Here is a 20,348-nt window from a genome sequence, read left to right as displayed (position 1 = left end):
CCTCAGCCGCGCACGCCGCCCTCGTGCTCCCAGGCGCAACGCATGCGCAGCACGCCCTCGCCCGGATGATGGCAGCCCTGTTCACTTTCCCAACGGAAGGTGTGGAAACCGCGCAGCTCGGTATCCAGATGCACCACCGCACTGGACCAGTACAGTCGCCCGAGCAGGGCCTCGAACTGCTTCAGCCAGGCCACCCACTCGTACTCCACGGCACGGTAACTGGCGCCGAAATGGATCACCTGGGTCTGGTACAGGCCATCGCCCTCGAAGCGGCAGAAGGAGAACATCGGCCGGCTGAGCAGCGCCAGCGCGCCGATCTCCGGCAGCTCGTCGAGCATGCGCCGGTTGTGCAGCCGGCGAACGCGCCGCTCCTGCGGATCGCCGTCCGGACAGTCGCGGATGCAACCGTAAACGATGGATTCCGGATCCACACGGACACTCCTGAAATGACAGGCCCGCCTTCTATCACAGCGACCGGCGGCAGGAAAGGAACTGCGCCATGGCGACGGAGAAAAGCCGCCGGCAAGCAAAAAGGGGCAGCCCGCAGGCTGCCCCTTTTTGCTTGGCTCGGTTGAGCGTGCCGCTTAGTGCGCTACCGCACCAGTGGCACCCAGGCCGGTCTGCGAACGCACGAACTGCGGGAAGAAACGCTCGCGCTCGTCGCTGGCCATCTTGGACTTGTCGGTGATCGAGAAGAACCAGATGCCGATGAAGGCAACAGCCACCGAGAACAGCGCCGGGTAGGAGTACGGGAAGATCGCCTCGGCGTTGCCCAGCACCTGCACCCAGACGGTCGGGCTGAGGATGGTCAGGACCAGCGCGGTGAACAGACCCAGTGCACCACCGATCAGCGCGCCGCGGGTGGTCAGGTTCTTCCAGTACATGGAGAGGAACAGGACCGGGAAGTTGCAGCTGGCGGCGATGGAGAAGGCCAGACCCACCATGAAGGCGATGTTCTGCTTCTCGAAGGCGATACCGAGCAGGATCGCGACCACACCCAAGGCCAGGGTGGTGCGCTTGGTCACCTTCATCTCGTCCTCTTCCTTGGCCTTGCCCTTCTTGATCACGCAGGCGTACAGGTCGTGGGACACGGCCGAGGCGCCAGCCAGGGTCAGACCGGCAACCACCGCCAGGATGGTGGCGAAGGCCACGGCGGAGATGAAGCCGAGGAACAGGTTGCCGCCGACGGCGTTGGCCAGGTGGATGGCCACCATGTTGGTGCCGCCGATGATGGCGCCAGTGGCGTCCTTGTACTCGGGGTTGGTGCTGACCAGCAGGATCGCGCCGAAGCCGATGATGAAGGTCAGGATGTAGAAGTAGCCGATGAAGCCGGTAGCGTAGAACACGCTCTTGCGGGCTTCCTTGGCGTCAGACACGGTGAAGAAGCGCATCAGGATGTGCGGCAGACCGGCGGTACCGAACATCAGGGCCAGACCCAGGGAGATCGCGGAAACCGGATCGGTCACCAGGCCGCCGGGGCTCATGATGGCCTCGCCCTTGGTGTGGATCTTCACGGCTTCGGAGAACAGGGAGCCGAAGTCGAAGCCCACGTGCTTCATCACCATCAGCGCCATGAAGCTGGCACCGGACAGCAGCAGGACCGCCTTGATGATCTGCACCCAGGTGGTGGCCAGCATGCCGCCGAACAGCACGTAGCAGACCATCAGCACGCCGACCAGGATCACCGCGACGTAGTAGTCGAGACCGAACAGCAGCTGGATCAGCTTGCCGGCACCGACCATCTGGGCGATCAGGTAGAAGGCGACCACGGTCAGCGAGCCCAGGGCCGACAGGACGCGGATCTGGGTCTGGCCGAGACGGTAGGACGCCACGTCGGAGAAGGTGAACTTGCCCAGGTTGCGCAGGCGTTCGGCCATCAGGAACAGGATCAGCGGCCAGCCGACCAGGAAGCCGATGGAGTAGATCAGGCCGTCGAAGCCGCTGGTGAACACCAGGGCGGAAATACCCAGGAAGGACGCCGCGGACATGTAGTCACCGGCGATCGCCAGGCCGTTCTGGAAACCGGTGATGCTGCCGCCGGCGGTGTAGTAGTCGGCGGTGGAGGTGTTGCGCTTGGCCGCCCACTTGGTGATGCCCATCGTCAGGACGATGAAGATCACGAACATGGAAATGGCGGTCCAGTTGGTCGCCTGCTTCTGGACTTCGCCGGTCAGGGCTTCGCCCGCCAGCAGCATCGGGGAGGCTGCCAGCAGGGCTGCAGCGCTCAGGAAACGAGCAATCATTATTTTTGGGCCTCGTTGAGGATTTCCTGGTTGATGCGATCGAACTCGCCGTTGGCACGCTGCACGTAGACACCGGTCAGGGCGATGGCCAGGAAGATCAGGCCCAGGCCAGCCGGGATGCCCCAGGTCGTGACGGTATCCGGGCCGAGCGGAATGCCGAACACCTTCGGATCGAAGGCGATCACGAGGATGAAGGCGAAGTAGGCCACCAGCATGATCGTCGAAAGGATCCACGCGAAACGACCGCGCTTGGCGACCAGTTCCTGGAAGCGTGGGTTGGCATAGATCTGCCGGTACACGTTTTCATTGTTCATTATTAGTCTCCAACGTCTGTCGAGCCTCCCACTGGGTGGCATGTACGCTACTTTATGACCCCCACCGACGAACACCAGACGACTTTAGTCGTGCCCCAAACCCTTGATCTTGAGCGCCTGCGGCCTTGACGGAAAAAACTGGTGACAATTCGACTTTTGATTGAGATCACCTATTCGATCCATCGACGACAGCCATTTCCCAGACCTCCCGCCGCGAGCCATGCTTGCTACCAGGCGACAACCGATCTCGTTCAACCACGCGGAGGTGCACCATGCTCAAGACCATGACCTTCACCCTGATGCACTTCTGCATCGCCTTCGGCGTGGCCTATGCCCTGACCGGCAGCCTGGCCGTCGGCAGCCTGCTGGCCATCGTCGAACCGCTGTGCAACTCGGTCGGCTTCTTCCTGCACGAGAAGATCTGGCAGCGCGTGGAGCATCGGCAGCCCGACAGGCAGCAATCCTCCGCAGCGCGCTGGCAGCACCGGCACGCCTGAGCACCGCTGCATGTTCCGCGCTGCCTGTTACAGAACGTGCACGCCTCTGGCGCACGGGCGGGGCGATCTTTAATATCCGCGGCTCCGCCTATCGCCCCGTGCCACCATGACCGCCCGATCGCGCTGCCTCCCGCTGTACTGCCTGTCCCTGCTGTTCACCCTGATCGCCCTGGCCGGCCTGTGGTACGGCCTTGGCCGCGAGCAGCCGCTGCCCGACCCGCAACTGGCCAGCGGCAAGCTGCAATGCGCGTCCTACAGCCCGTTCGACCACGACCAGTCGCCGTTCAACAAGCCGCTGAACATCCGCCGCGAGCGCGTCGAGGCCGACGTCGCCCTGCTCGCCGAGCGCTTCGACTGCCTGCGCACCTACTCGGTGACCGGCCTCGACTACCTGCCCGACCTGGCCCGCCAGCATGGCCTCAAGCTGATGATCGGCGCCTGGGTCAGCCGCGAATCCAAGGCGACCCGCCGCGAGATCGAGCGGGTGATCCGCATGGCCAACGCCCACCCGGACGTGGTGAGCGCGGTGATCGTCGGCAACGAGGCGCTGCTGCGCCGCGAGATCAGCGCCAGCCGCCTGACCGCGCTGATCGAGGAGGTGAAGTCGCGCGTCGAGCAGCCGGTGACCTACGCCGACGTCTGGGAGTTCTGGGAGCGCCACCCGGAGATCGCCCCGGCGGTGGATTTCATCACCATCCACCTGCTGCCCTACTGGGAGGACGATCCCACCGGCATCGACGGCGCACTGGCGCAGGTCAGGCGCGTGCACGACGAGTTCGAGGAAAGATATGCGCCCAAGCCGATCTTCATCGGCGAGACCGGCTGGCCGAGCGAAGGCCGCCAGCGCGAGGATGCACGCCCCAGCCGGGTCAACGAGGCGCGATTCATGCGCGGCGTGATCGACATGGCCGAGCAGAACGGCTGGCAGTACAACCTGATCGAGGCCTTCGACCAGCCCTGGAAGCGCATCAGCGAAGGGACCGTCGGCGGCTACTGGGGACTGTTCGACGCCCACCGCAACGACAAGGGCGTGCTGGCCGGACCGGTATCCAACCTGCCGGACTGGCAGCACTGGCTGGGCCTGAGCATCCTGCTGCTGGGCGGCGGCCTGCTGCTGGGCGGCGCTCCGCTCGCCCGGCCATCCGCCTGGCAACTGCCGCTGGCCACCGGCATCGCCGCCGCCGTCATCACCCTGTGGGCCGAGCAGATGCGCCTGGACAGCCGCCATCCGGGCGAGTGGCTGTGGCACGGCGCCCTGCTCCTGCTGAGCCTGCTGAGCGCCGCGCGCGGGCTGCTGCACCTCAACCCGCCGGCGGCAGGCTGGCGCGCCCGATTGGCCACCTGGCTGGCGAGCCGCTCCAGCACGCTGCTGCTGGCCATTGCGCTGGCCGGCGCCTGGCTGATGATGGCCCAGGTGTTCGACCCCCGCTATCGCAGCTTCCCCACCTTCGCCATGCTGCTGCCGGCATTGAGCTTCTTCATCTGGCCGTCGCGCGGACCGCGCGACGAACTCGGCCTGCTCGCCGTGCTGATCGGCATCGGCCTGCCGATCATGCTCTGGCAGGAAACCCTGCTCAACATCCAGGCCGCGGGCTGGGGACTGGTCGGCCTGCTGCTGGTCGCCGTGCTGTGGCGCAGCCGCCAGCCGTCGGGCATGCCCAGCCTGCCGGAACTGCCGGCGCGCGCCTGAGTCGCCCGCCCGCGCCGCGGAAAGCCCGGCCGCTCGGTCCGGCAGGACATGCCCAGCCCGGACTGTGCCGGGCTGGGCTGGGGCGGCGAAGGCGTCAGCGGCCGCCTACCCGATTCTCCAGCAGGCGCGGCCAGAAGTCGTCGATCAGCTTGCCGACCTCCTCGCGCGGCGCCTGGTAGCCGAACATGTCGGCACTCAGTCGCGCCGCCTGCACGCTGCCGCCCTCCGCCTCCAGCGCCTGACGCGCCCTGGCGTTCGGCGTCTGGTAGTAGGTGGCCCGGGCAATGCGGGCGGAAACCTCGGGGCGCAGCATGTAGCGGATGAAGGCCTGCGCCTCCTCGGGGTTCTTTGCGGCGGCAGGAATCGCCAGGATGTCGACGAACACCAGGCTGCCCTCCTCCGGCACCATGAACTTCACCGGCAGCCCCTTGGCCGCAGCGGCCAGGGCATCGCCGGTCCAGGCCATGCTCACACAGAGCTTGCCGCTGCCCAGATCGTCGACGTAGCGGCTGCTGTCGATGTAGCGGTAATGCGGGCGCAACCGCCCGAGCTGCTCCAGCACCCGCGAGACATAGGCCTCGCCGGCCGTTCCGAGGCTACGCCCCTGGTAGTTGGCCAGCAGGCTGGTCACGTCGTTGGCCGAATCGAGCAGGCTTACCCCGCAGGCGGACAACCTGGCCAGCAGGGCCTTGTCGAAGACCAGCCCCCAGGTATTGGGCACCGGGCCGCCCAGCGCGGCTTCGGCCTGCGGCACGTTCACCGCCAGGCCGATGCTGCCCCACAGGTAGGGCACGCCGTACTCGTGGGTCGGATCATGGCCGGCCACGCGCGCCATGATCAGCGGCTCGAGCACCTCGAACCCCGGCAGACTGGCCGCCGCGTAGGGCCGCAGCAATCCCTCCCTGATCAGCTTGCCGAAGTTGTCCGTGGAGGGCACAACGACATCCAGGGCCTCGCCCTGCTTCAGCAGCGCGTAGACTTCCTGATCGCTGTCGTAGGTCCGGTAATTGACTTCGATCCCCGTTTCCCGGGTGAAATCCGCCAGCACCGCAGGATCGATGTAGTCGTTCCAGTTGGCGACATTCAGGGGCTGGGCGTGGACGGGGGACAGCGCGAACGCCAGCAGCGGCGCCATGATCCATTTCTTCACGGTGCGAGATCCATTCGGTGGGTAGATAGCGTTGTGGTCGCCCGCCGCGGTTTCCCCTGGCGCAGCGACAGCCATGGACAGCCTTCAGAAGAGCGCGCGAATCACAGGGCCTTTTCTCGCGAAAGCCAGCGTGCACGCGCTCCCGCCGACGGACGAAAAGCACGGAAAGGACAGGCCGGCCACGACCGGGGAGGAAAGCTTTCCCCGCAAAATGAAAAAGCCCCGGGAGCCGAAGCTTCCGGGGCCTGAATATGGCGGGGAGATAGGGATTTGAACCCTAGGTACCCTCGCGGATACAACGGATTTCGAATCCGTCCCGTTCGACCACTCCGGCATCTCCCCCAAGTCGGCGCACATGATACCAGCTAGAATCCGTTTGGCGAAGCCCCCTCGAGAGTTTTTTTCGCGCCGGATCAGCAACTTGCGCGCCGCGGCGATGCTCAGCGGGTCAGCCGGGTCAGCGCCTCGCGGTACTTGTCGGCGGTCTTCTGCGCCACCTCGACGGGCACCGCCGGGGCCGGCGGCTGCTTGTTCCAGCCGGTGGACTCCAGCCAGTCGCGCACGAACTGCTTGTCGAAGCTCGGCGGATTGCTGCCTTCGGCGTAGCTGTCGGCCGGCCAGAAGCGGCTGGAGTCGGGGGTCAGCGCCTCGTCCATCAGGGTCAGGGTGCCGTCCTCGTCGAGGCCGAACTCGAACTTGGTGTCGGCGATGAGGATGCCGCGGGTCGCGGCGTACTCGACCGCCGCGCTGTACAGGGCGATGGCGGTGTCGCGCACCTTGGCGGCCAGCTCGGCGCCGATGATCGCCTCGCACTGGGCGAAGGAGATGTTCTCGTCGTGATCGCCGACGGCGGCCTTGGTCGAGGGGGTGAAGATCGGCTGCGGCAGCTTGGCCGCCTCCTTGAGACCGGCCGGCAGGGCGATGCCGCAGACGGTGCCGCTCTTCTGGTACTCCTTCCAGCCGGAGCCGACCAGGTAGCCGCGCACGATGGCCTCCACCGGCACCGGCTTGAGGCGCTTGGCGACCACCGCGCGGCCCTCCACCAGCGGCAGCTCGGCCGCCGGCACCACGTCCTCGACCCGGTCGCCGGTGAAGTGGTTGGGCACCAGGCCCTTGAGCTTGTCGAACCAGAAGTTGGAGATGGCGGTGAGGATCTTGCCCTTCTCCGGGATCGGCTGCTCGAGGATGACGTCGAAGGCCGAGAGACGATCGGTGGCCACCATCAGCATGCGCTTGTCGTCGATTTCGTAGAGGTCGCGGACCTTGCCCGAGTAGATCTTCTTCAGGCTCAGAGTGGTGGGTGTGCTCATAGCGGCATTTCCGTTTCTGGTAAGCAAGACAGGCGAAACCCGAGGGGTTTCGCCTGTCACGGTGGATGGCTGGAGCCCGAGGGCCCTGCTCAGCCGAGTTTATCCTGGATCAGCTCCAGCACGCGGCGCGCCACGTCGGCCGGCGCCACGGCGTCGATGCCCTTGTCTACCGACACCTGCACGCTGCCGCCGACGCTGGTCAGGCGTACCTGATAGCGCTCGGCACGCGCCTCGATGTCCTCGGCCTCGTCCTTGCCACCGAGCAGACGAGAGAAGAAGCCCGGCTCCTCGTCCGGCTGCTTCGCTTCCTCCGCAAGGTTGATGTAGTAGACGCCGAGACTGCGGTTCATGTCGTCGACGCGCACGTCGGCATCCTGCAGCGCCCGGCCGACTGCCGACCAGGCGCGATCGAAGTCGCTGGCCAGGGTCAGCAGCGGGTTGCCGCTGCCGTCCTGGCCCAGACTGACGCGCGCAGGGGCGTCGAAGCTGCGATCGGCCAGCAGCGATACGCTGCCACCCGGCGCATCGCCGGCGGAGGCGATCTCGCCGGCGCGCAGGGCGCGCGGACGCGGCACCTCGAACTTGCCCTCGGCGCTCGGCGTCGGCACCGCGGCCGGCACCGGCAACAGCGGCTCGAGGGGGCGCGCCTGGACATCCGGCGGCAGCTGCATCGGCGCCGCCTCGCGGGCCGTCAGGTAATCGCTGCCGCGATCACGGAAGTAGCCGTTGTCGCCCCAGATCCAGCCGCATCCGCTGCTGGCAGCGATACTCAGGGCGAGCGCGGAAAATCCGGCCAGTCGCTTCATGCGTGTTCTCTCTCCGTCGGGTCAGGCCAGCACGCCGGCCTGGCGCATGGCCTGGCGCAGCGGCTCCTGGCAGCCCTGGCTGAGCCAGGTCAGGGGCAGGCGGATGCCTTCGGGAATCAGGCCCATTTCGTGCAGGGCGAACTTCACCGGAATCGGGTTGGCCTCGCAGAACAGCTTCTGGTGCAGCGGCATCAGGCGTTCGTTGATGGCACGGGCGGCTTCGGCCTCGCCACGCATGGCCAGGGCGCACAGCTCGCTCATCGCGCGCGGGGCGACGTTGGCGGTCACCGAGATGTTGCCCTTGGCGCCCATCAGCATCAGCTCGACGGCGGTGGCGTCGTCACCGGAGAAGGTCAGGAAGCCCGAGGCGACCTTGTCCAGCACTTCCTTGCCGCGGACCAGGTCGCCGGTGGCTTCCTTGACGCCGATGATGTTCGGCACTTCGGAGAGACGGGCGATGGTGTCCGGCAGCATGTCGCAGGCGGTACGCCCGGGCACGTTGTAGAGGATCTGCGGGATGGCCACCGCTTCGGCGATGGCCTTGTGGTGCAGGTACAGGCCTTCCTGGGTCGGCTTGTTGTAGTACGGGGTCACCAGCAGGCAGGCGTCGGCACCGGCCTCCTTGGCGGCGGCGGTCAGCTCGATGGCCTCGCGGGTGGAGTTGGCGCCGGTGCCGGCGATCACCGGGATGCGCCCGGCGACCTGCTTGACCACGTGACGGATCACCGCCACGTGCTCCTCGACGTCCAGCGTCGCGGACTCACCCGTGGTGCCGACCGCGACTATGGCGTTGGTGCCTTCCCGGAGTTGAAAATCGACCAGCTGGGTCAGGCTGTCCCAATCCAGACGGCCCTGTGCATCCATGGGCGTGACCAGTGCCACCATACTGCCCGCAATCATGCAACCACTCCTGCCGCTATATAAAGAAAGGCGTAATGTTACTGGCGCCACCGGCCTTGCACAAGCTGGCGGCGGCGGGCCGGCCATTCCCCTGGTCGGCGCTTTTCGCTACCCTTCCCGCCTTTGCCGGCAGCCGTTCTGCCGCCACTTCTTTGCTCCAGGAATCCTGCATGTCGACCATTCCACCCCGTGAACAGTTTCTCGTGATCAGCGCCCTGGGAGCCTCGCCCATGGAGCTCACCAGCGTACTCTGTCGCGCCGCCCAGGAAAGCCGCTGCAACGTGGTCAGCAGCCGCCTGACCCGCCACGGCGAGTACAGCGCCCTGGTGCTGCAGCTCAGCGGCAGCTGGGACGGCCTGGCGCGCCTGGAAGCCGGCCTCGGCGCCCTGGCCAAGCGCCACAAGTTCAGCCTCAACGTGATCCGCAGCGCCGCCGCCGTGGAGCGGCCCAACGCCCTGCCCTACGTGGTCTACGTCAGCGCCGCCTATCGTCCGGACATCCTCGGCGAGCTGTGCCAGTTCTTCAGCGACCACCGCGTCGAGCTGGAAAACATCACCTGCGACACCTACCAGGCACCGCAGACCGGCGCCCTGCTGCTCAACGCCACCATCACCGTGACCCTGCCGCCGGGCACCCAGATCAGCTGGCTGCGCGACCAGTTCCTCGACTTCGCCGACGCCCTCAACCTCGACGCCCTGATCGAGCCGTGGCGCCCGCAGAACCCGTAACCCCATGCGTCCAAGGAGAGCCCCATGCCGGTAGCCATCGATTCGCCCGTCGCCGACTTCCAGGTCCAGGCCACCAGCGGCCAGCAGGTCGTGCTCAGCGCGCTGCGCGGCAAGCAGGTGGTGCTGTACTTCTACCCCAAGGACAGCACCCCGGGCTGCACCACCGAGGGCCAGAACTTCCGCGACCTGCACGGCGAATTCGCCGCCGCCAACACCCTGGTGTTCGGCGTGTCGCGCGACAGCCTGAAGTCCCACGAGAACTTCAAGTGCAAGCAGGAGTTCCCCTTCGAGCTGATCTCCGATGCCGACGAGCAGCTGTGCCGGCTGTTCGAAGTGATCAAGCCGAAGAAGCTGTACGGCAAGGAGTACCTGGGCATCGAGCGCAGCACCTTCCTCATCGACCGCGATGGCGTGCTGCGCCAGGAATGGCGCGGCGTGAAGGTGCCGGGCCACGTCGACACCGTGCTGGCCGCCGCCCGGGCGCTGAACGCCGGCTGACGCAGCGGGCCGTCAGGCCTTGCGCAGCCAGTAACGGAAGCAGCCGCCCTCCTCTTCCTCGCGCAGCAGCGCGTGACCGGCCAGCCGCGCGAAGGCACGGAAATCGCGCTGCGAGCCGGCATCGGTGGCGGTCACCTTGAGCACCGCGCCGCTGGGCAGGCGGTTGAGTTCCAGCTTGGCCTTGAGCAGCGGCAGCGGGCAGCTCAGGCCGCTGGCGTCCAGCTCGGCGTCATGGGCCGGCACCGGCCCGCAGGGTTCGCTCATCGTCACTCTCCGCAAATGCCGCGCAGCATACCCAAGCCGGCGCATCACTGGCCAGCCGGGCCGGGCAGCGGCTAGAGTAGGACTTTGCCGCAACGAGCCCGAGCGATGAAGATCCTGCGCCCCACCCTGCTGACGCTGGCCTGCCTGCTGGCGCCCCCGGTCCTCGCCAGCGAGCTGCCGTCGCTGGGCGATGCCAGCTCGGCGATCGTCTCCGCCGACCAGGAGCACCAGCTCGGCCGCGCCTGGCTCAGCGTGCTGCGCGGCCAGGTGAAGAGTCTGTCCGACCCGCAGCTCAAGGACTTCGTCGAGAGCAGCGTCTACCGTCTGGCGGAAACCAGCCAGCTCGAGGACCGCCGCCTGGTCTTCGTCCTGCTCGACAGCCCGCAGCTCAACGCCTTCGCCGCCCCCGGCGGGGTGATCGGGGTCAATGCCGGCCTGTTCCTCCACGCGCAGAGCGAGGCCGAATACGCCTCGGTGCTCGCCCACGAACTGGCGCACCTGTCGCAGCGCCACTTCGCCCGCGGCCTCGAGGAGCAGCAGCGCATGCAGGTGCCGCTGATGGCGGCCATGCTCGCCGGCGTGGTGGCCGCCGCGGCCGGCGCCGGCGACGCCGGCATCGCCGCCATCGCCTCGACCCAGGCCGCCGCCATCCAGGCGCAGCGACGCTTCTCGCGGCAGAACGAGCAGGAAGCCGACCGCATCGGCATTCTCAACCTCAAGCAGGCCGGCTACGACCCGAGCGCCATGCCGAGCATGTTCGAGCGCCTGATGCGCCAGTACCGCTACACCCAGGCGCCGCCGGAATTCCTGCTCACCCACCCGCTCAGCGAATCGCGGGTGGCCGACACGCGCAACCGTGCCGAGCAGTTCAGCAACGGCGGAAACCGCGACAGCCTGCGCTACCAGCTGATGCGCGCCCGCGTGCAACTGAACTACGAGAACTCGCCGGGGCTGGCCGCCAAGCGCTTCCGCGCCCTGCTCGAGGAAAATCCGCAGCTGGATGCAGCGCGCTACGGCCTGACGCTGGCGCAGACCCGCAGCGGCCAGCTGGAGGCGGCCGCCAAGACCCTGCAGCCGCTGCTGGCCAAGGCACCCAACGACATCACCTACAACCTCGCCCAGGTCGACCTCGACCTCGCCGCCAACCGCCTGGACGCCGCCGGCCAGCGCCTGCAGCGCCTGCTCGGCCTGTACCCGTCCAGCTACCCGCTGCGCCAGTACCAGAGCGAGCTGCTGCGCAAGCAGAACCGTCCGGCCGATGCCGAGCGCCTGCTTGATCGCCTGCTCGCCGAGCGCCCCGGCGATGCCGAGCTGTGGTACCAGCAGGCCGAGACCCGCGGCCTGTCCGGCAACATCGTCGGCGTGCATCAGGCCCGCGCCGAATACTTCGCCCTGACCGGCGACTACGACCAGGCACTGGAACAGCTCGACTTCGCCCGCCGCCGCGCCAGCGACAACTTCCAGTTGGCTGCGCGCATCGATGCGCGCCATCAGGAGCTGGCCGAGGAGAAGCGGATGATCGACAAGCTGCTGCGCTGAGCGCCGCGCAGAAACGCGAAGGCCCGGCGCAAGCCGGGCCTTCTGCATTCAGGGGGACACCCTCAGGCGTTGCCGGTCGCCTTCAGGCGCGCCGCCTGGGTGAAGTCGAGCATGCGCTTGAGCGGCTTGACCGCCTTGGGGATCAGCACCGGATCGACGTGGATCTCGTTGCTGCCCTCGCGCAGGCACTGCAGGGTGCGCTCCAGGGTGTTCATCGCCATCCACGGGCAGTGCGCGCAGCTGCGGCAGGTTGCGCCCTGGCCGGCGGTGGGCGCCTCGATGAACGACTTGCCCGGGCACAGCTGCTGCATCTTGTAGAGGATGCCGCGATCGGTGGCGACGATGAAGATCTGGTTGGGCAGGGTCTGCGCCGCCTTGATCAGCTGGCTGGTGGAGCCCACCGCATCGGCCAGCTCCACCACCGACTCCGGCGACTCCGGATGCACCAGCACCGCCGCCTCGGGATACAGCGCCTTGAGGTCCTGCAGCTGCTTGGTCTTGAACTCCTCGTGGACGATGCACGCGCCTTCCCACAGCAGCATGTCGGCGCCGGTCTCGCGCTGGATGTAGCGACCCAGGTGCTGGTCCGGCGCCCAGAGGATCTTCTCGCCGTTGTCCATCAGGCTCTCGACGATCTCCAGCGCGCAGCTGGAGGTCACTACCCAGTCGGCGCGCGCCTTCACCGCCGCCGAGGTGTTGGCGTAGACCACCACGGTGCGCTCGGGATGCTGGTCGCAGTAGGCGGAGAACTCCTCCACCGGGCAGCCCAGGTCCAGCGAGCAGGTCGCCTCCAGGGTCGGCATCAGGATGCGCTTTTCCGGATTGAGGATCTTCGCCGTCTCGCCCATGAAGCGCACGCCGGCGACCACGATGGTCGAGGCGGGGTGCTGGCTGCCGAAGCGGGCCATCTCCAGCGAGTCGGCCACGCAGCCGCCGGTTTCCTCGGCAAGCGCCTGGAGGACCGGGTCGGTGTAGTAGTGGGCGACCAGTACGGCGTCACGCGCCTTGAGTTCGGCGGCGATGGCCTGGCGGTAGTCGGCGACTTCCTCGGCGGTCAGCGCGCGCGGCTGTTTGGCATCGAGATGGGCCTGGACGAGGAGTCGTTCGGAGATCTGCGTCATGTTCGCTGCACCTGAAGGTTAGGGTGCGGGAACCGGAGTATACACCCGATCCAGAGCACCAGACGGGATAACGAGCGGGAGGTGGAACGGGGAACAGCGGGGAAAGTGGTGGGTCGTGTAGGGGTCGAACCTACGACCAATTGGTTAAAAGCCAACTGCTCTACCACTGAGCTAACGACCCAGGAACATCTACATCTTGCTGCTTCACCCCGAACAGCCATGCTTTGACGGCCAACTCGGGGCTTTGGAAAAAGTGGTGGGTCGTGTAGGGGTCGAACCTACGACCAATTGGTTAAAAGCCAACTGCTCTACCACTGAGCTAACGACCCAACGCCTGCGCATCATACTGATTTAATTCGGAATTTCAACTTTTTCCGAAAAAAAGTTCAAACGTAGCGGGTCGGATCGGCGATCCCCGCGCTGGCGAAGCCCTCGGCGCGCAGGCGGCAGCTGTCGCAACGCCCGCAGGCGCGGCCGTCGGCATCGGCCTGGTAGCAGGACACGGTCAGGGCGAAATCCACCCCGCGGGAGATGCCTGCCTGGATGATCTCGGCCTTCGACAGGTACTGCAGCGGCGCACGGATGCGGAAGCCCTCGCCCTCCACCCCGGCCTTGGTCGCCAGGTTGGCCAGGCGCTCGAAGGCGTCGATGAACTCGGGGCGGCAGTCCGGGTAGCCCGAGTAGTCGACCGCGTTGACGCCGATGAAGATGTCGCGCGCGCCCAGCACCTCGGCCCAGCCCAGCGCCAGCGACAGGAACAGGGTGTTGCGCGCCGGCACGTAGGTCACCGGAATGCCCTCGCCCGGGGTCTCCGGCACGGCGATGCTGGCGTCGGTCAGCGCCGAGCCGCCGATGCCGTTGAGGTCGATGCCGACCACCTTGTGTTCGATGGCGCCCAGCTGGCGCGCCACCCGCTCGGCGGCCTGCAGCTCGGCGCGGTGGCGCTGACCGTAGTCGAAGCTCATGGTGTAGCAGGCATAACCCTCGGCGCGGGCCATGGCCAGCACGGTGGCGGAGTCGAGGCCGCCGGACAGCAGGATGACCGCTTTCTTGTCGCTCATGTTCAGTGCCCCGGCTCGTCGTTCCACAGGTACTTGTGCAGCTGCAGCTGCAGGCGCACCGGCAGGTTGTCGGCGATGATCCACTCGGCCAGGGTGCGCGGCTCCAGCTGCTGGTGGCTGGGCGACAGCAGCACCTCGCCGGCGCGCTGGTCGAGGCGGTACTCGATCAGCTTCGACACCGCCCAGTCGTAGTCCTCGCGCGAGCAGATCACGAACTTGACCTGGTCGTTGCGGGTCAGTTCGGCCAGGTTCTCGTAGCGGTTGCGGCCGACCTCGCCCGAGCCCGGGGTCTTCAGGTCGACCACCCGGCTGACCCGGGTATCCACCGGGGCGATGTCCAGCGCGCCGCTGGTTTCCAGCGACACCTGGTAGCCGACATCGCACAGCGCGGCGAGCAGCGGGATGCAGTTGGGTTGCGCCAGCGGCTCGCCGCCGGTCACGCAGACATGGCGCGGCCGGTAGCTGGCGACCCGGGCGAGAATTTCCTCGAGGGTCATCAGCTCGCCGCCGCTGAAGGCGTAGGCGGTATCGCAGTAGCCGCAGCGCAGGGGACAGCCGGTGAGGCGGACGAACACGGTCGGCAGGCCGACGGTACGCGCTTCGCCCTGCAGCGAATAGAAGATTTCGGTGATACGCAGAGTCTGATTCATAAGCCCCGGGCGTGCTGGCGAAACAGGCCAACCGCCTCCGTTGCAGGATGTGGAAAAGGACGACGATTTTAACGAAAAAACCCGCGCCAGGCGCGGGTTTCATCGGCAAGGCCTGCCGTCAGGGCAGGCGGGCCAGGTCGCGCTGAGCCAACTGGGCGGCCGAGGTGCCCGGATACTGGGCGACCACCTGCTGGAGGATGCCCTTGGCCTTGCCGGCGTTGCCGAGGCGCTGCTCGACATCGGCCAGCTTGTACAGCGAGTCCGCGACCTTCTGGTGCTGCGGATAGCTCTGGCTGACCTGGGCGAAGGCGCGGCCGGCGCCCTGCAGGTCGCCTTGGGCGAGCTTGACCTCACCCAGCCAGTACTGGGCGTTGCCGGCGTACTGGCTGCTCGGATACTTGCGCAGGAATGCGGTGAAGGCCTGGTCGGCCTTGGCAAAGTCCTTCGCCTTGATCAGGTCGAAGGCGGCGTCGTAGAACAGCTTCTCCTTGGCCGGATCCCCCGGTGCGGCATTGGCAGCCGGAGCCTGGGCGGCAGGAGCGGCGCCCGATGCGCCGACGGCAGGTGCCACCGGTGCCTGGGCAGGAGCCTGGGGTGCGGCGGACAGCCGGCTGTCGAGGTCCTGATAGCGCTCGAGGCTCTGCTGCTTGAGCTGCTGGATCTCGTACTGCTGCTCTTCCAGGGTGCCGCGCAGGCGGGCAACCTCTTCCTGCAGCTGCTGCAGCTGCAGGAAGAGCTCGCCTTGCGCCGAGGTGGGCGCGGCAGGCGCCGCGCCACCGGCGTAAGCAGCCCCCGTCGCCCCGTAACCGGACGGCGGATAACCGCTGCTGCCCTCCATGACGGGCACCTGGGCCCAGGTCGAGAGGGGCGCGGCCAGGGCCAGCAGGGTCAGGAGACGGGAGTGCTTGCGCATGGCTTCTTACTTCTTCAGCTCGACGCGACGGTTCTGCGCCCAGCTCTCTTCGCCGCTGCCAGCGGCCAGCGGACGCTCTTCACCGTAGGACACCAGCTCCAGCTGGGCCGGGGAAACGCCCTGCAGGACCAGGTAGCGCTGCACGGCCTTGGCGCGACGCTCGCCCAGAGCCATGTTGTACTCGCGGGTGCCGCGCTCGTCGGCGTGGCCTTCCAGGACGACGCGGGCGCCGTTGGCCTGCAGATCGCGAGCGTGGACGTCCAGGGCGCGCATGGCTTCCGGCTTCAGGTCGGAGCTGTCGTACTCGAAGTAGAAGGTGGTGATGGCGCGCAGAGCGGCTTCTTCACCGTTCATGCTGCCATCGACGGCACCGGCGTTGGCACCGTAGCCGGCGTTCGGATCAACAGCGCCTTCGCCAGCGGCGTCGCCACCCTTGGACGAGCAACCCACGGCAACTGCCATAGCCAGAGCCAGCGCAGCAAACTTGCCGAATTTCAGCATTTCCATCTTTCAAAACCCCAGTGGTGTGTTCAAAAACAACTTGTTCAGGACAACGCATTAAAACGAGCAGCAGCGCGCCCTCACTGAATGTAGGGCGACCAGGAAGGCTCGCGGATTTCACCCTGAGCTGCAGGCAGCGGCAGACGAACGCGTCCGTTGGTGGAGACGAGCATCAGCACTCCACGGCCCTGCTGACGGGTGGCGTAGATTAGCATGGTGCCGTTGGGCGCGACAGTGGGCGACTCGTCCAGACTGGTCTGCGCGGAGAGCACGCGCAGGGTGCCGCGCTGCAGGTCCTGGGCCGCCACGCGGAACACGGTGAAGCCGTCCTGGCGATGGACCATCACCAGGGTCTTCTCGTCGGCGGACAGTTTGGGGTTGGCGTTGTAGTTGCCGATGAAGGTCACCCGCTCCGCGCCACCCGAACCGATGCTGGTCTTGTAGATCTGCGGCTTGCCGCCCCGGTCGGAGGTGAAGTAGATGGTCTGGCCATCCTTGCCCCAGAACGGCTCGGTGTCGATCGCCGGGCTGTTGGTCACGCGGCGCACCTGGCGGCTGCCCATGTCCATCACGTAGATCTCCGGGTTGCCGTCGCGCGACAGGGTGAAGGCCAGGCGGCTGCCGTCCGGCGACCAGGCCGGCGCGCCGTTGAGGCCCTCGAAGTTGGTGACCTGCTCGCGGCGGCCGGTGTCGATGTGCTGCACGAAGATGCGCGGGCGCTGCTGCTCGAACGACACGTAGGCGATGCGCCGGCCGTCCGGGGCGAAGCTCGGCGACAGGATCGGCTCGCGCGACTGCAGCAGGGTCACCGCGCGGGCACCGTCGTAGTCGGCGCGCTGCAGGGTGTAGCGGGTGTTGTTGGCCGAGAAGCGTTCGGCGGTGACGAACAGCAGCTTGGTGGAGAAGGCGCCCTTGATGCCGGTGAGCTTCTCGAACGACTGGTCGGCGATGTAGTGCGCCATGTCGCGCAGCTGGGCGGTGCTGCCGCCGACACTGCCGGTCAGCATCTGCTGCTCGGTGGTGACGTTGAACAGCGCGTACTGGATCTGCACGCCGGCACCGCCGGGCACGATGCTGCCGGTCAGCACGTACTGCGCGCCGAGGGCCTTCCAGTCGCGGTAGATCACTTCGCCGGCCTGGCTCGGCAGGCTGATCATGTTCTGCCGCGGAATCGGCTCGAAGTAGCCGGAGTTGCGCAGGTCGTTGCCGACGATCTCGGCCATGTCCTCGGGCAGCACGGCGCCGCCCTGCGAGGCGAACGGCACCACGGCGATCGGGATGGCCCGGTCGGTACCGCTGGAGATCACCAGCGGGTCGGCTGCCCTCGCCACACCGGCGAGCAGCGCCAGGCCCAGCAGGGCCATGCGGATCAGGGTGTTCACAGGCTCAAGTCCTCCGGTTTGAATATCATGGCGCGCTTTCGATACATGCGGTCGAAGGTCGCCCGGTCCAGTTGCTGCATTTCCGGTATGCGGCCGACGTTGCGCACCGCGGCTACCGCCGAATTGTCGAAGGCCACGTCGCCGCTGGAGCGGGTCACGCTGGCGTTGGTGATGGTGCCGTCGGGCAGCATCTGGATGGTCACCGTCACGCTCATCCCCTGGCGCGCCGACGGCGGACGCCGCCACTGCTGGCTGACCAGGTTGATGATCAGGTCATCGAGGTTGCCGGCCACCTTGTCGCCGACCTCGTCGGCCAGCGCCTGCTGATGCTGCACGTCGTCGGCGAGCAGCTCGGCCAGCGCGGCGGCCTTCTTGTCCTCCTGCGCCTTGCGGGCGGCCTCGGCGGCGGCTTTCTTCTTCGCCTCCTCGGCGGCAGCCTTCTTCCTGGCTTCTTCGGCAGCCTTCTTCGCCTGCTCCTCGGCGGCCTTCTTCTTGGCCTCCTCCGCGGCTTTCTTCTTCGCGGCCTCCTCCTGCGCCTTCTTCTTGGCGAGCTCCTCGGCAGCCTTCTTCTTCGCTGCCTCCTCGGCGGCCTTCTTCTTGGCGATGTCGGCCTGCTGCTTCTGTTCGGCAGCCTTCTTCTCGGCCTCGGCCTTGGCGGCAGCCTCTTTCTTCTGCGCCTCGGCCTTGGCCGCGTCAGCTTCCTTCTGCTTCTGCGCCTCGGCAGCCTTGGCCTGCTCCGCCTTTCGAGCCTCCTCGGCGCGCTTTTGTTCCGCAGCCTTGGCCGCCGCGATCTTCTGCTGCTCGGCCTTCTTCTGCTCCATCTGCTCGGTTTCGTACTGCGGCGCCGCCGTCTTCTGCGACTCGCCGGCGATGCGCTGGTTGGTCTGCACCTTCGCCTGGCTCTGCGATTTCAGCTGGTACAGGGTGGCCTGGACGATCGGCCGCGACGGCGGCAGCTCCGGGGTCATGGCGAAGCTGACGAACAGCATGGCGAAGATCAGCACATGCAGGCCGACCGCCCAGATGCTCGGCCAGAAGTAGCTTTCCGAAGGAGAGCGCTCACGCTGCTGCATCAGGGCGCCTCGGTAATCAGCCCGACGTTGCCCACGCCGGCCTGCTGCAGACCGCCCATGGCCGCCATCACCGCGCCGTAGTCGACCGCCTTGTCGGCACGCACGAACACCTGCACCGGCTTACCCTGGCTGCGGTTCTGGCTCATGATCGCGGTGACCGCCTGGGTCATCTGCTCGAGGGTCAGCGCAGTGTCCTGCACGGTGTCGACGTCGACCTCGCTGCCCATGTTCCAGTAGTAGGTCTTGTCGGCCTTGATCGAGATCGTCAGCACCTGGGCGTTGTTGTCCTGCGGCAGCGCCTCGCTGCTCACCTTGGGCAGGTCGACCTTGACCCCCTGGTTGAGCATCGGCGCGGTCACCATGAAGATCACCAGCAGCACCAGCATGACGTCGATGTAGGGCACGACGTTCATCTCGGCGACCGGCTTGCGTCTGTTGCGAATTCTGGCCATGTCTTGAATCGAACCTGTCGGAAAAGCGGATCCGGCGGCGCCGTGCTGGGCGCGGCCGGAGACGGCGTCAATCGTCGCTGGTGTGCACCTTGCGGTGCAGGATGGCCTGGAACTCGTCGGCGAAGGTGTAGTAGCGGTTGATCAGCATCTCGCCGCGGGCGGAGAAGCGGTTGTAGGCGATCACCGCCGGAATCGCGGCGAACAGGCCGATGGCGGTGGCGATCAGCGCCTCGGCGATGCCCGGCGCCACGGTGGCCAGGGTGGCCTGCTGCACCTGGGCCAGACCGCGGAACGAGTTCATGATGCCCCACACGGTGCCGAACAGGCCGACGTACGGGCTGGTCGAACCGACGGTGGCGAGGAACGGCAGGCTCTGCTCGAGCTTCTCCTCCTCGCGGGAAATGGCCACGCGCATGGCACGGTTGACACCGTCCATCACCGCATCCGGGTCGACGCCGGGCTGCTGGCGCAGGCGGGAGAACTCCTTGAAGCCGGCGCGGAAGATCTGCTCGACGCCGGAGTCCGGGTCGGGGTTGCTGCCGGCCTGGCGGTACAGCTTGGACAGGTCGATGCCCGACCAGAAGCGCTCCTCGAAAGTGTCCAGCCCCTTCTTGGCGGCACGCAGCATGCTGCTGCGCTGGAAGATCATGATCCACGAGGTGACCGAGGCGGCGACCAGGGCCAGCATCACCAGTTGCACCACGAAACTGGCATTGCTGATCAGGCTCCACATCGACATATGGTCAACGGCGTTGGCTTCCACGCTTACTCTCCTGCAGGGATTGGACCCGGCCCGGCGAAGGCTGCTCGCAGCGCTTCGGGAATGGCCCGGGGTTTGAAACTGTCGGCGCGCACGCAGGCCACCGTGATACGCCCTTCACAGAGCAGTGCATCGTCGCACATGCGGCGCACCTGCTGGCGAAAGACCAGACTGGCACGATTGAGTTCCACCACCTCGGCACTGACCGACAGCTCGTCGTCGAGCCGGGCCGGCGCCAGGTAGCGGGCCTCGGCCGAATGCACGACGAACAGCAGGTTCTCGCCGACCAGCTGCGACTGGGCAAGGCCCGACGCACGCAACCGCTCGGTGCGGGCCCGCTCCATGAACTTGAGGTAGTTGACGTAATAGACAACGCCACCGGCATCGGTGTCCTCGTAATAGACCCGACAACAGTGGCTGAACGGCTGGCTCTTGTTTTGCGCGCGCATACTCTAGTCCCGGCTCCCCCGGTTGCCAACGGTCGTGGCAACTATTT

23 protein-coding genes and 3 tRNA genes are annotated in these 20,348 nt (G+C 66.9%); 5 read left to right on the top strand and 21 right to left on the bottom strand.

What is annotated here, in order from left to right; translation table 11 throughout:
• Nucleotides 1–2 precede the first annotated feature (2 nt).
• The 3 genes from RA210_RS05150 to RA210_RS05140 form a co-directional block, all read right to left on the bottom strand.
• Nucleotides 3–431, bottom strand: a complete 429-nt coding sequence (locus tag RA210_RS05150) for a hypothetical protein (RefSeq protein ID WP_201485619.1) — start codon at nt 429–431, stop codon at nt 3–5.
• A gap of 153 nt (nt 432–584) precedes the next feature.
• Complete coding sequence (locus tag RA210_RS05145; protein ID WP_136489857.1) at nt 585–2,243, bottom strand: cation acetate symporter; 1,659 nt, start codon at nt 2,241–2,243, stop codon at nt 585–587.
• Nucleotides 2,243–2,557, bottom strand: coding sequence for a DUF485 domain-containing protein (locus RA210_RS05140; protein ID WP_168772511.1), 315 nt, complete (start codon nt 2,555–2,557; stop codon nt 2,243–2,245). The genes RA210_RS05145 and RA210_RS05140 overlap by 1 nt, the downstream gene beginning before the upstream one ends.
• Before the next feature lie 272 nt (nt 2,558–2,829).
• Between RA210_RS05140 and RA210_RS05135 the strand changes: the two genes are divergently transcribed.
• Both RA210_RS05135 and RA210_RS05130 read left to right on the top strand, forming a co-directional pair.
• Nucleotides 2,830–3,054: a DUF2061 domain-containing protein gene (locus tag RA210_RS05135; RefSeq protein ID WP_201485618.1), complete on the top strand. Its 225-nt coding sequence runs from the start codon at nt 2,830–2,832 to the stop codon at nt 3,052–3,054.
• Nucleotides 3,055–3,160: 106 nt separating this feature from the next.
• Nucleotides 3,161–4,744 carry a glycoside hydrolase family 17 protein gene (locus RA210_RS05130; RefSeq protein WP_201485617.1) on the top strand — a complete coding sequence of 528 codons (1,584 nt, stop codon included), beginning with the start codon at nt 3,161–3,163 and terminating at the stop codon, nt 4,742–4,744.
• A 94-nt stretch (nt 4,745–4,838) separates the two neighbouring features.
• Here RA210_RS05130 and RA210_RS05125 read toward each other — a convergent pair whose 3' ends face one another.
• From RA210_RS05125 to dapA, 5 genes are all read right to left on the bottom strand, one after another.
• Nucleotides 4,839–5,894, bottom strand: a complete 1,056-nt coding sequence (locus tag RA210_RS05125) for an extracellular solute-binding protein (protein ID WP_201485616.1) — start codon at nt 5,892–5,894, stop codon at nt 4,839–4,841.
• Nucleotides 5,895–6,146: 252 nt separating this feature from the next.
• Nucleotides 6,147–6,236: transfer RNA gene (locus tag RA210_RS05120), tRNA-Ser, on the bottom strand.
• A 98-nt stretch (nt 6,237–6,334) separates the two neighbouring features.
• Complete coding sequence (locus tag RA210_RS05115) at nt 6,335–7,204, bottom strand: phosphoribosylaminoimidazolesuccinocarboxamide synthase (protein ID WP_201485615.1); 870 nt, start codon at nt 7,202–7,204, stop codon at nt 6,335–6,337.
• Nucleotides 7,205–7,293: 89 nt separating this feature from the next.
• Entirely contained in the window at nt 7,294–8,010 is a 717-nt protein-coding gene (gene bamC / locus RA210_RS05110) for an outer membrane protein assembly factor BamC (protein ID WP_136489852.1), read from the bottom strand.
• Nucleotides 8,011–8,031: 21 nt separating this feature from the next.
• Nucleotides 8,032–8,910: a 4-hydroxy-tetrahydrodipicolinate synthase gene (dapA, locus tag RA210_RS05105; RefSeq protein WP_136489851.1), complete on the bottom strand. Its 879-nt coding sequence runs from the start codon at nt 8,908–8,910 to the stop codon at nt 8,032–8,034.
• 170 nt (nt 8,911–9,080) lie between these two features.
• On the opposite strand from dapA, the gene RA210_RS05100 reads away from it, so the two are divergent.
• Nucleotides 9,081–9,638, top strand: coding sequence for a glycine cleavage system protein R (locus RA210_RS05100; RefSeq protein ID WP_136489850.1), 558 nt, complete (start codon nt 9,081–9,083; stop codon nt 9,636–9,638).
• 24 nt (nt 9,639–9,662) lie between these two features.
• Nucleotides 9,663–10,136: a peroxiredoxin gene (locus RA210_RS05095; RefSeq protein WP_201485614.1), complete on the top strand. Its 474-nt coding sequence runs from the start codon at nt 9,663–9,665 to the stop codon at nt 10,134–10,136.
• 12 nt (nt 10,137–10,148) lie between these two features.
• Here RA210_RS05095 and RA210_RS05090 read toward each other — a convergent pair whose 3' ends face one another.
• Nucleotides 10,149–10,400: a sulfurtransferase TusA family protein gene (locus tag RA210_RS05090; RefSeq protein WP_136489848.1), complete on the bottom strand. Its 252-nt coding sequence runs from the start codon at nt 10,398–10,400 to the stop codon at nt 10,149–10,151.
• Between the two features lie 105 nt (nt 10,401–10,505).
• Here RA210_RS05090 and RA210_RS05085 point away from each other — a divergent pair, with 105 nt between their 5' ends.
• A complete protein-coding gene (locus RA210_RS05085; RefSeq protein ID WP_201485613.1) occupies nt 10,506–11,939 on the top strand; it encodes a M48 family metalloprotease in 1,434 nt (477 codons plus the stop codon).
• 62 nt (nt 11,940–12,001) lie between these two features.
• Here the strand turns inward: RA210_RS05085 and nadA are convergent, their stop codons facing one another.
• The 12 genes from nadA to ybgC form a co-directional block, all read right to left on the bottom strand.
• A complete protein-coding gene (nadA, locus tag RA210_RS05080; protein ID WP_201485612.1) occupies nt 12,002–13,060 on the bottom strand; it encodes a quinolinate synthase NadA in 1,059 nt (352 codons plus the stop codon).
• 106 nt (nt 13,061–13,166) lie between these two features.
• Nucleotides 13,167–13,241, bottom strand: a tRNA-Lys gene (locus RA210_RS05075).
• Between the two features lie 73 nt (nt 13,242–13,314).
• A tRNA-Lys gene (locus RA210_RS05070) sits at nt 13,315–13,389 on the bottom strand.
• 57 nt (nt 13,390–13,446) lie between these two features.
• The gene (queC, locus tag RA210_RS05065; protein ID WP_201485611.1) at nt 13,447–14,121 is read right to left on the bottom strand and encodes a 7-cyano-7-deazaguanine synthase QueC; all 675 of its coding nucleotides are present in this window, start codon (nt 14,119–14,121) and stop codon (nt 13,447–13,449) included.
• 2 nt (nt 14,122–14,123) lie between these two features.
• Entirely contained in the window at nt 14,124–14,771 is a 648-nt protein-coding gene (queE, locus tag RA210_RS05060; protein WP_201485610.1) for a 7-carboxy-7-deazaguanine synthase QueE, read from the bottom strand.
• A gap of 118 nt (nt 14,772–14,889) precedes the next feature.
• Entirely contained in the window at nt 14,890–15,684 is a 795-nt protein-coding gene (gene ybgF / locus RA210_RS05055) for a tol-pal system protein YbgF (protein ID WP_201485609.1), read from the bottom strand.
• A gap of 6 nt (nt 15,685–15,690) precedes the next feature.
• Complete coding sequence (pal, locus tag RA210_RS05050) at nt 15,691–16,191, bottom strand: peptidoglycan-associated lipoprotein Pal (protein ID WP_136489842.1); 501 nt, start codon at nt 16,189–16,191, stop codon at nt 15,691–15,693.
• 74 nt (nt 16,192–16,265) lie between these two features.
• A complete protein-coding gene (gene tolB / locus RA210_RS05045) occupies nt 16,266–17,567 on the bottom strand; it encodes a Tol-Pal system beta propeller repeat protein TolB (protein WP_201485608.1) in 1,302 nt (433 codons plus the stop codon).
• Nucleotides 17,564–18,643 (bottom strand): cell envelope integrity protein TolA, encoded by a 1,080-nt coding sequence (gene tolA, locus RA210_RS05040; RefSeq protein WP_442963376.1) that lies wholly within the window; start codon nt 18,641–18,643, stop codon nt 17,564–17,566. Before tolA ends, tolB begins: the two co-directional genes overlap by 4 nt.
• Nucleotides 18,640–19,092 carry a protein TolR gene (gene tolR / locus RA210_RS05035; protein WP_201485606.1) on the bottom strand — a complete coding sequence of 151 codons (453 nt, stop codon included), beginning with the start codon at nt 19,090–19,092 and terminating at the stop codon, nt 18,640–18,642. The genes tolA and tolR overlap by 4 nt, the downstream gene beginning before the upstream one ends.
• A gap of 67 nt (nt 19,093–19,159) precedes the next feature.
• Nucleotides 19,160–19,855, bottom strand: coding sequence for a protein TolQ (gene tolQ / locus RA210_RS05030; protein WP_136489838.1), 696 nt, complete (start codon nt 19,853–19,855; stop codon nt 19,160–19,162).
• 2 nt (nt 19,856–19,857) lie between these two features.
• Complete coding sequence (gene ybgC, locus RA210_RS05025; RefSeq protein ID WP_201485605.1) at nt 19,858–20,301, bottom strand: tol-pal system-associated acyl-CoA thioesterase; 444 nt, start codon at nt 20,299–20,301, stop codon at nt 19,858–19,860.
• Nucleotides 20,302–20,348 lie beyond the last annotated feature (47 nt).

The organism is Pseudomonas sp. OF001 (assembly GCF_904426495.1).
Taxonomy (GTDB): domain Bacteria; phylum Pseudomonadota; class Gammaproteobacteria; order Pseudomonadales; family Pseudomonadaceae; genus Geopseudomonas.
Note: the sequence above shows the minus strand (reverse complement) of the source record. Positions and strands in the feature narration are given on the sequence as shown.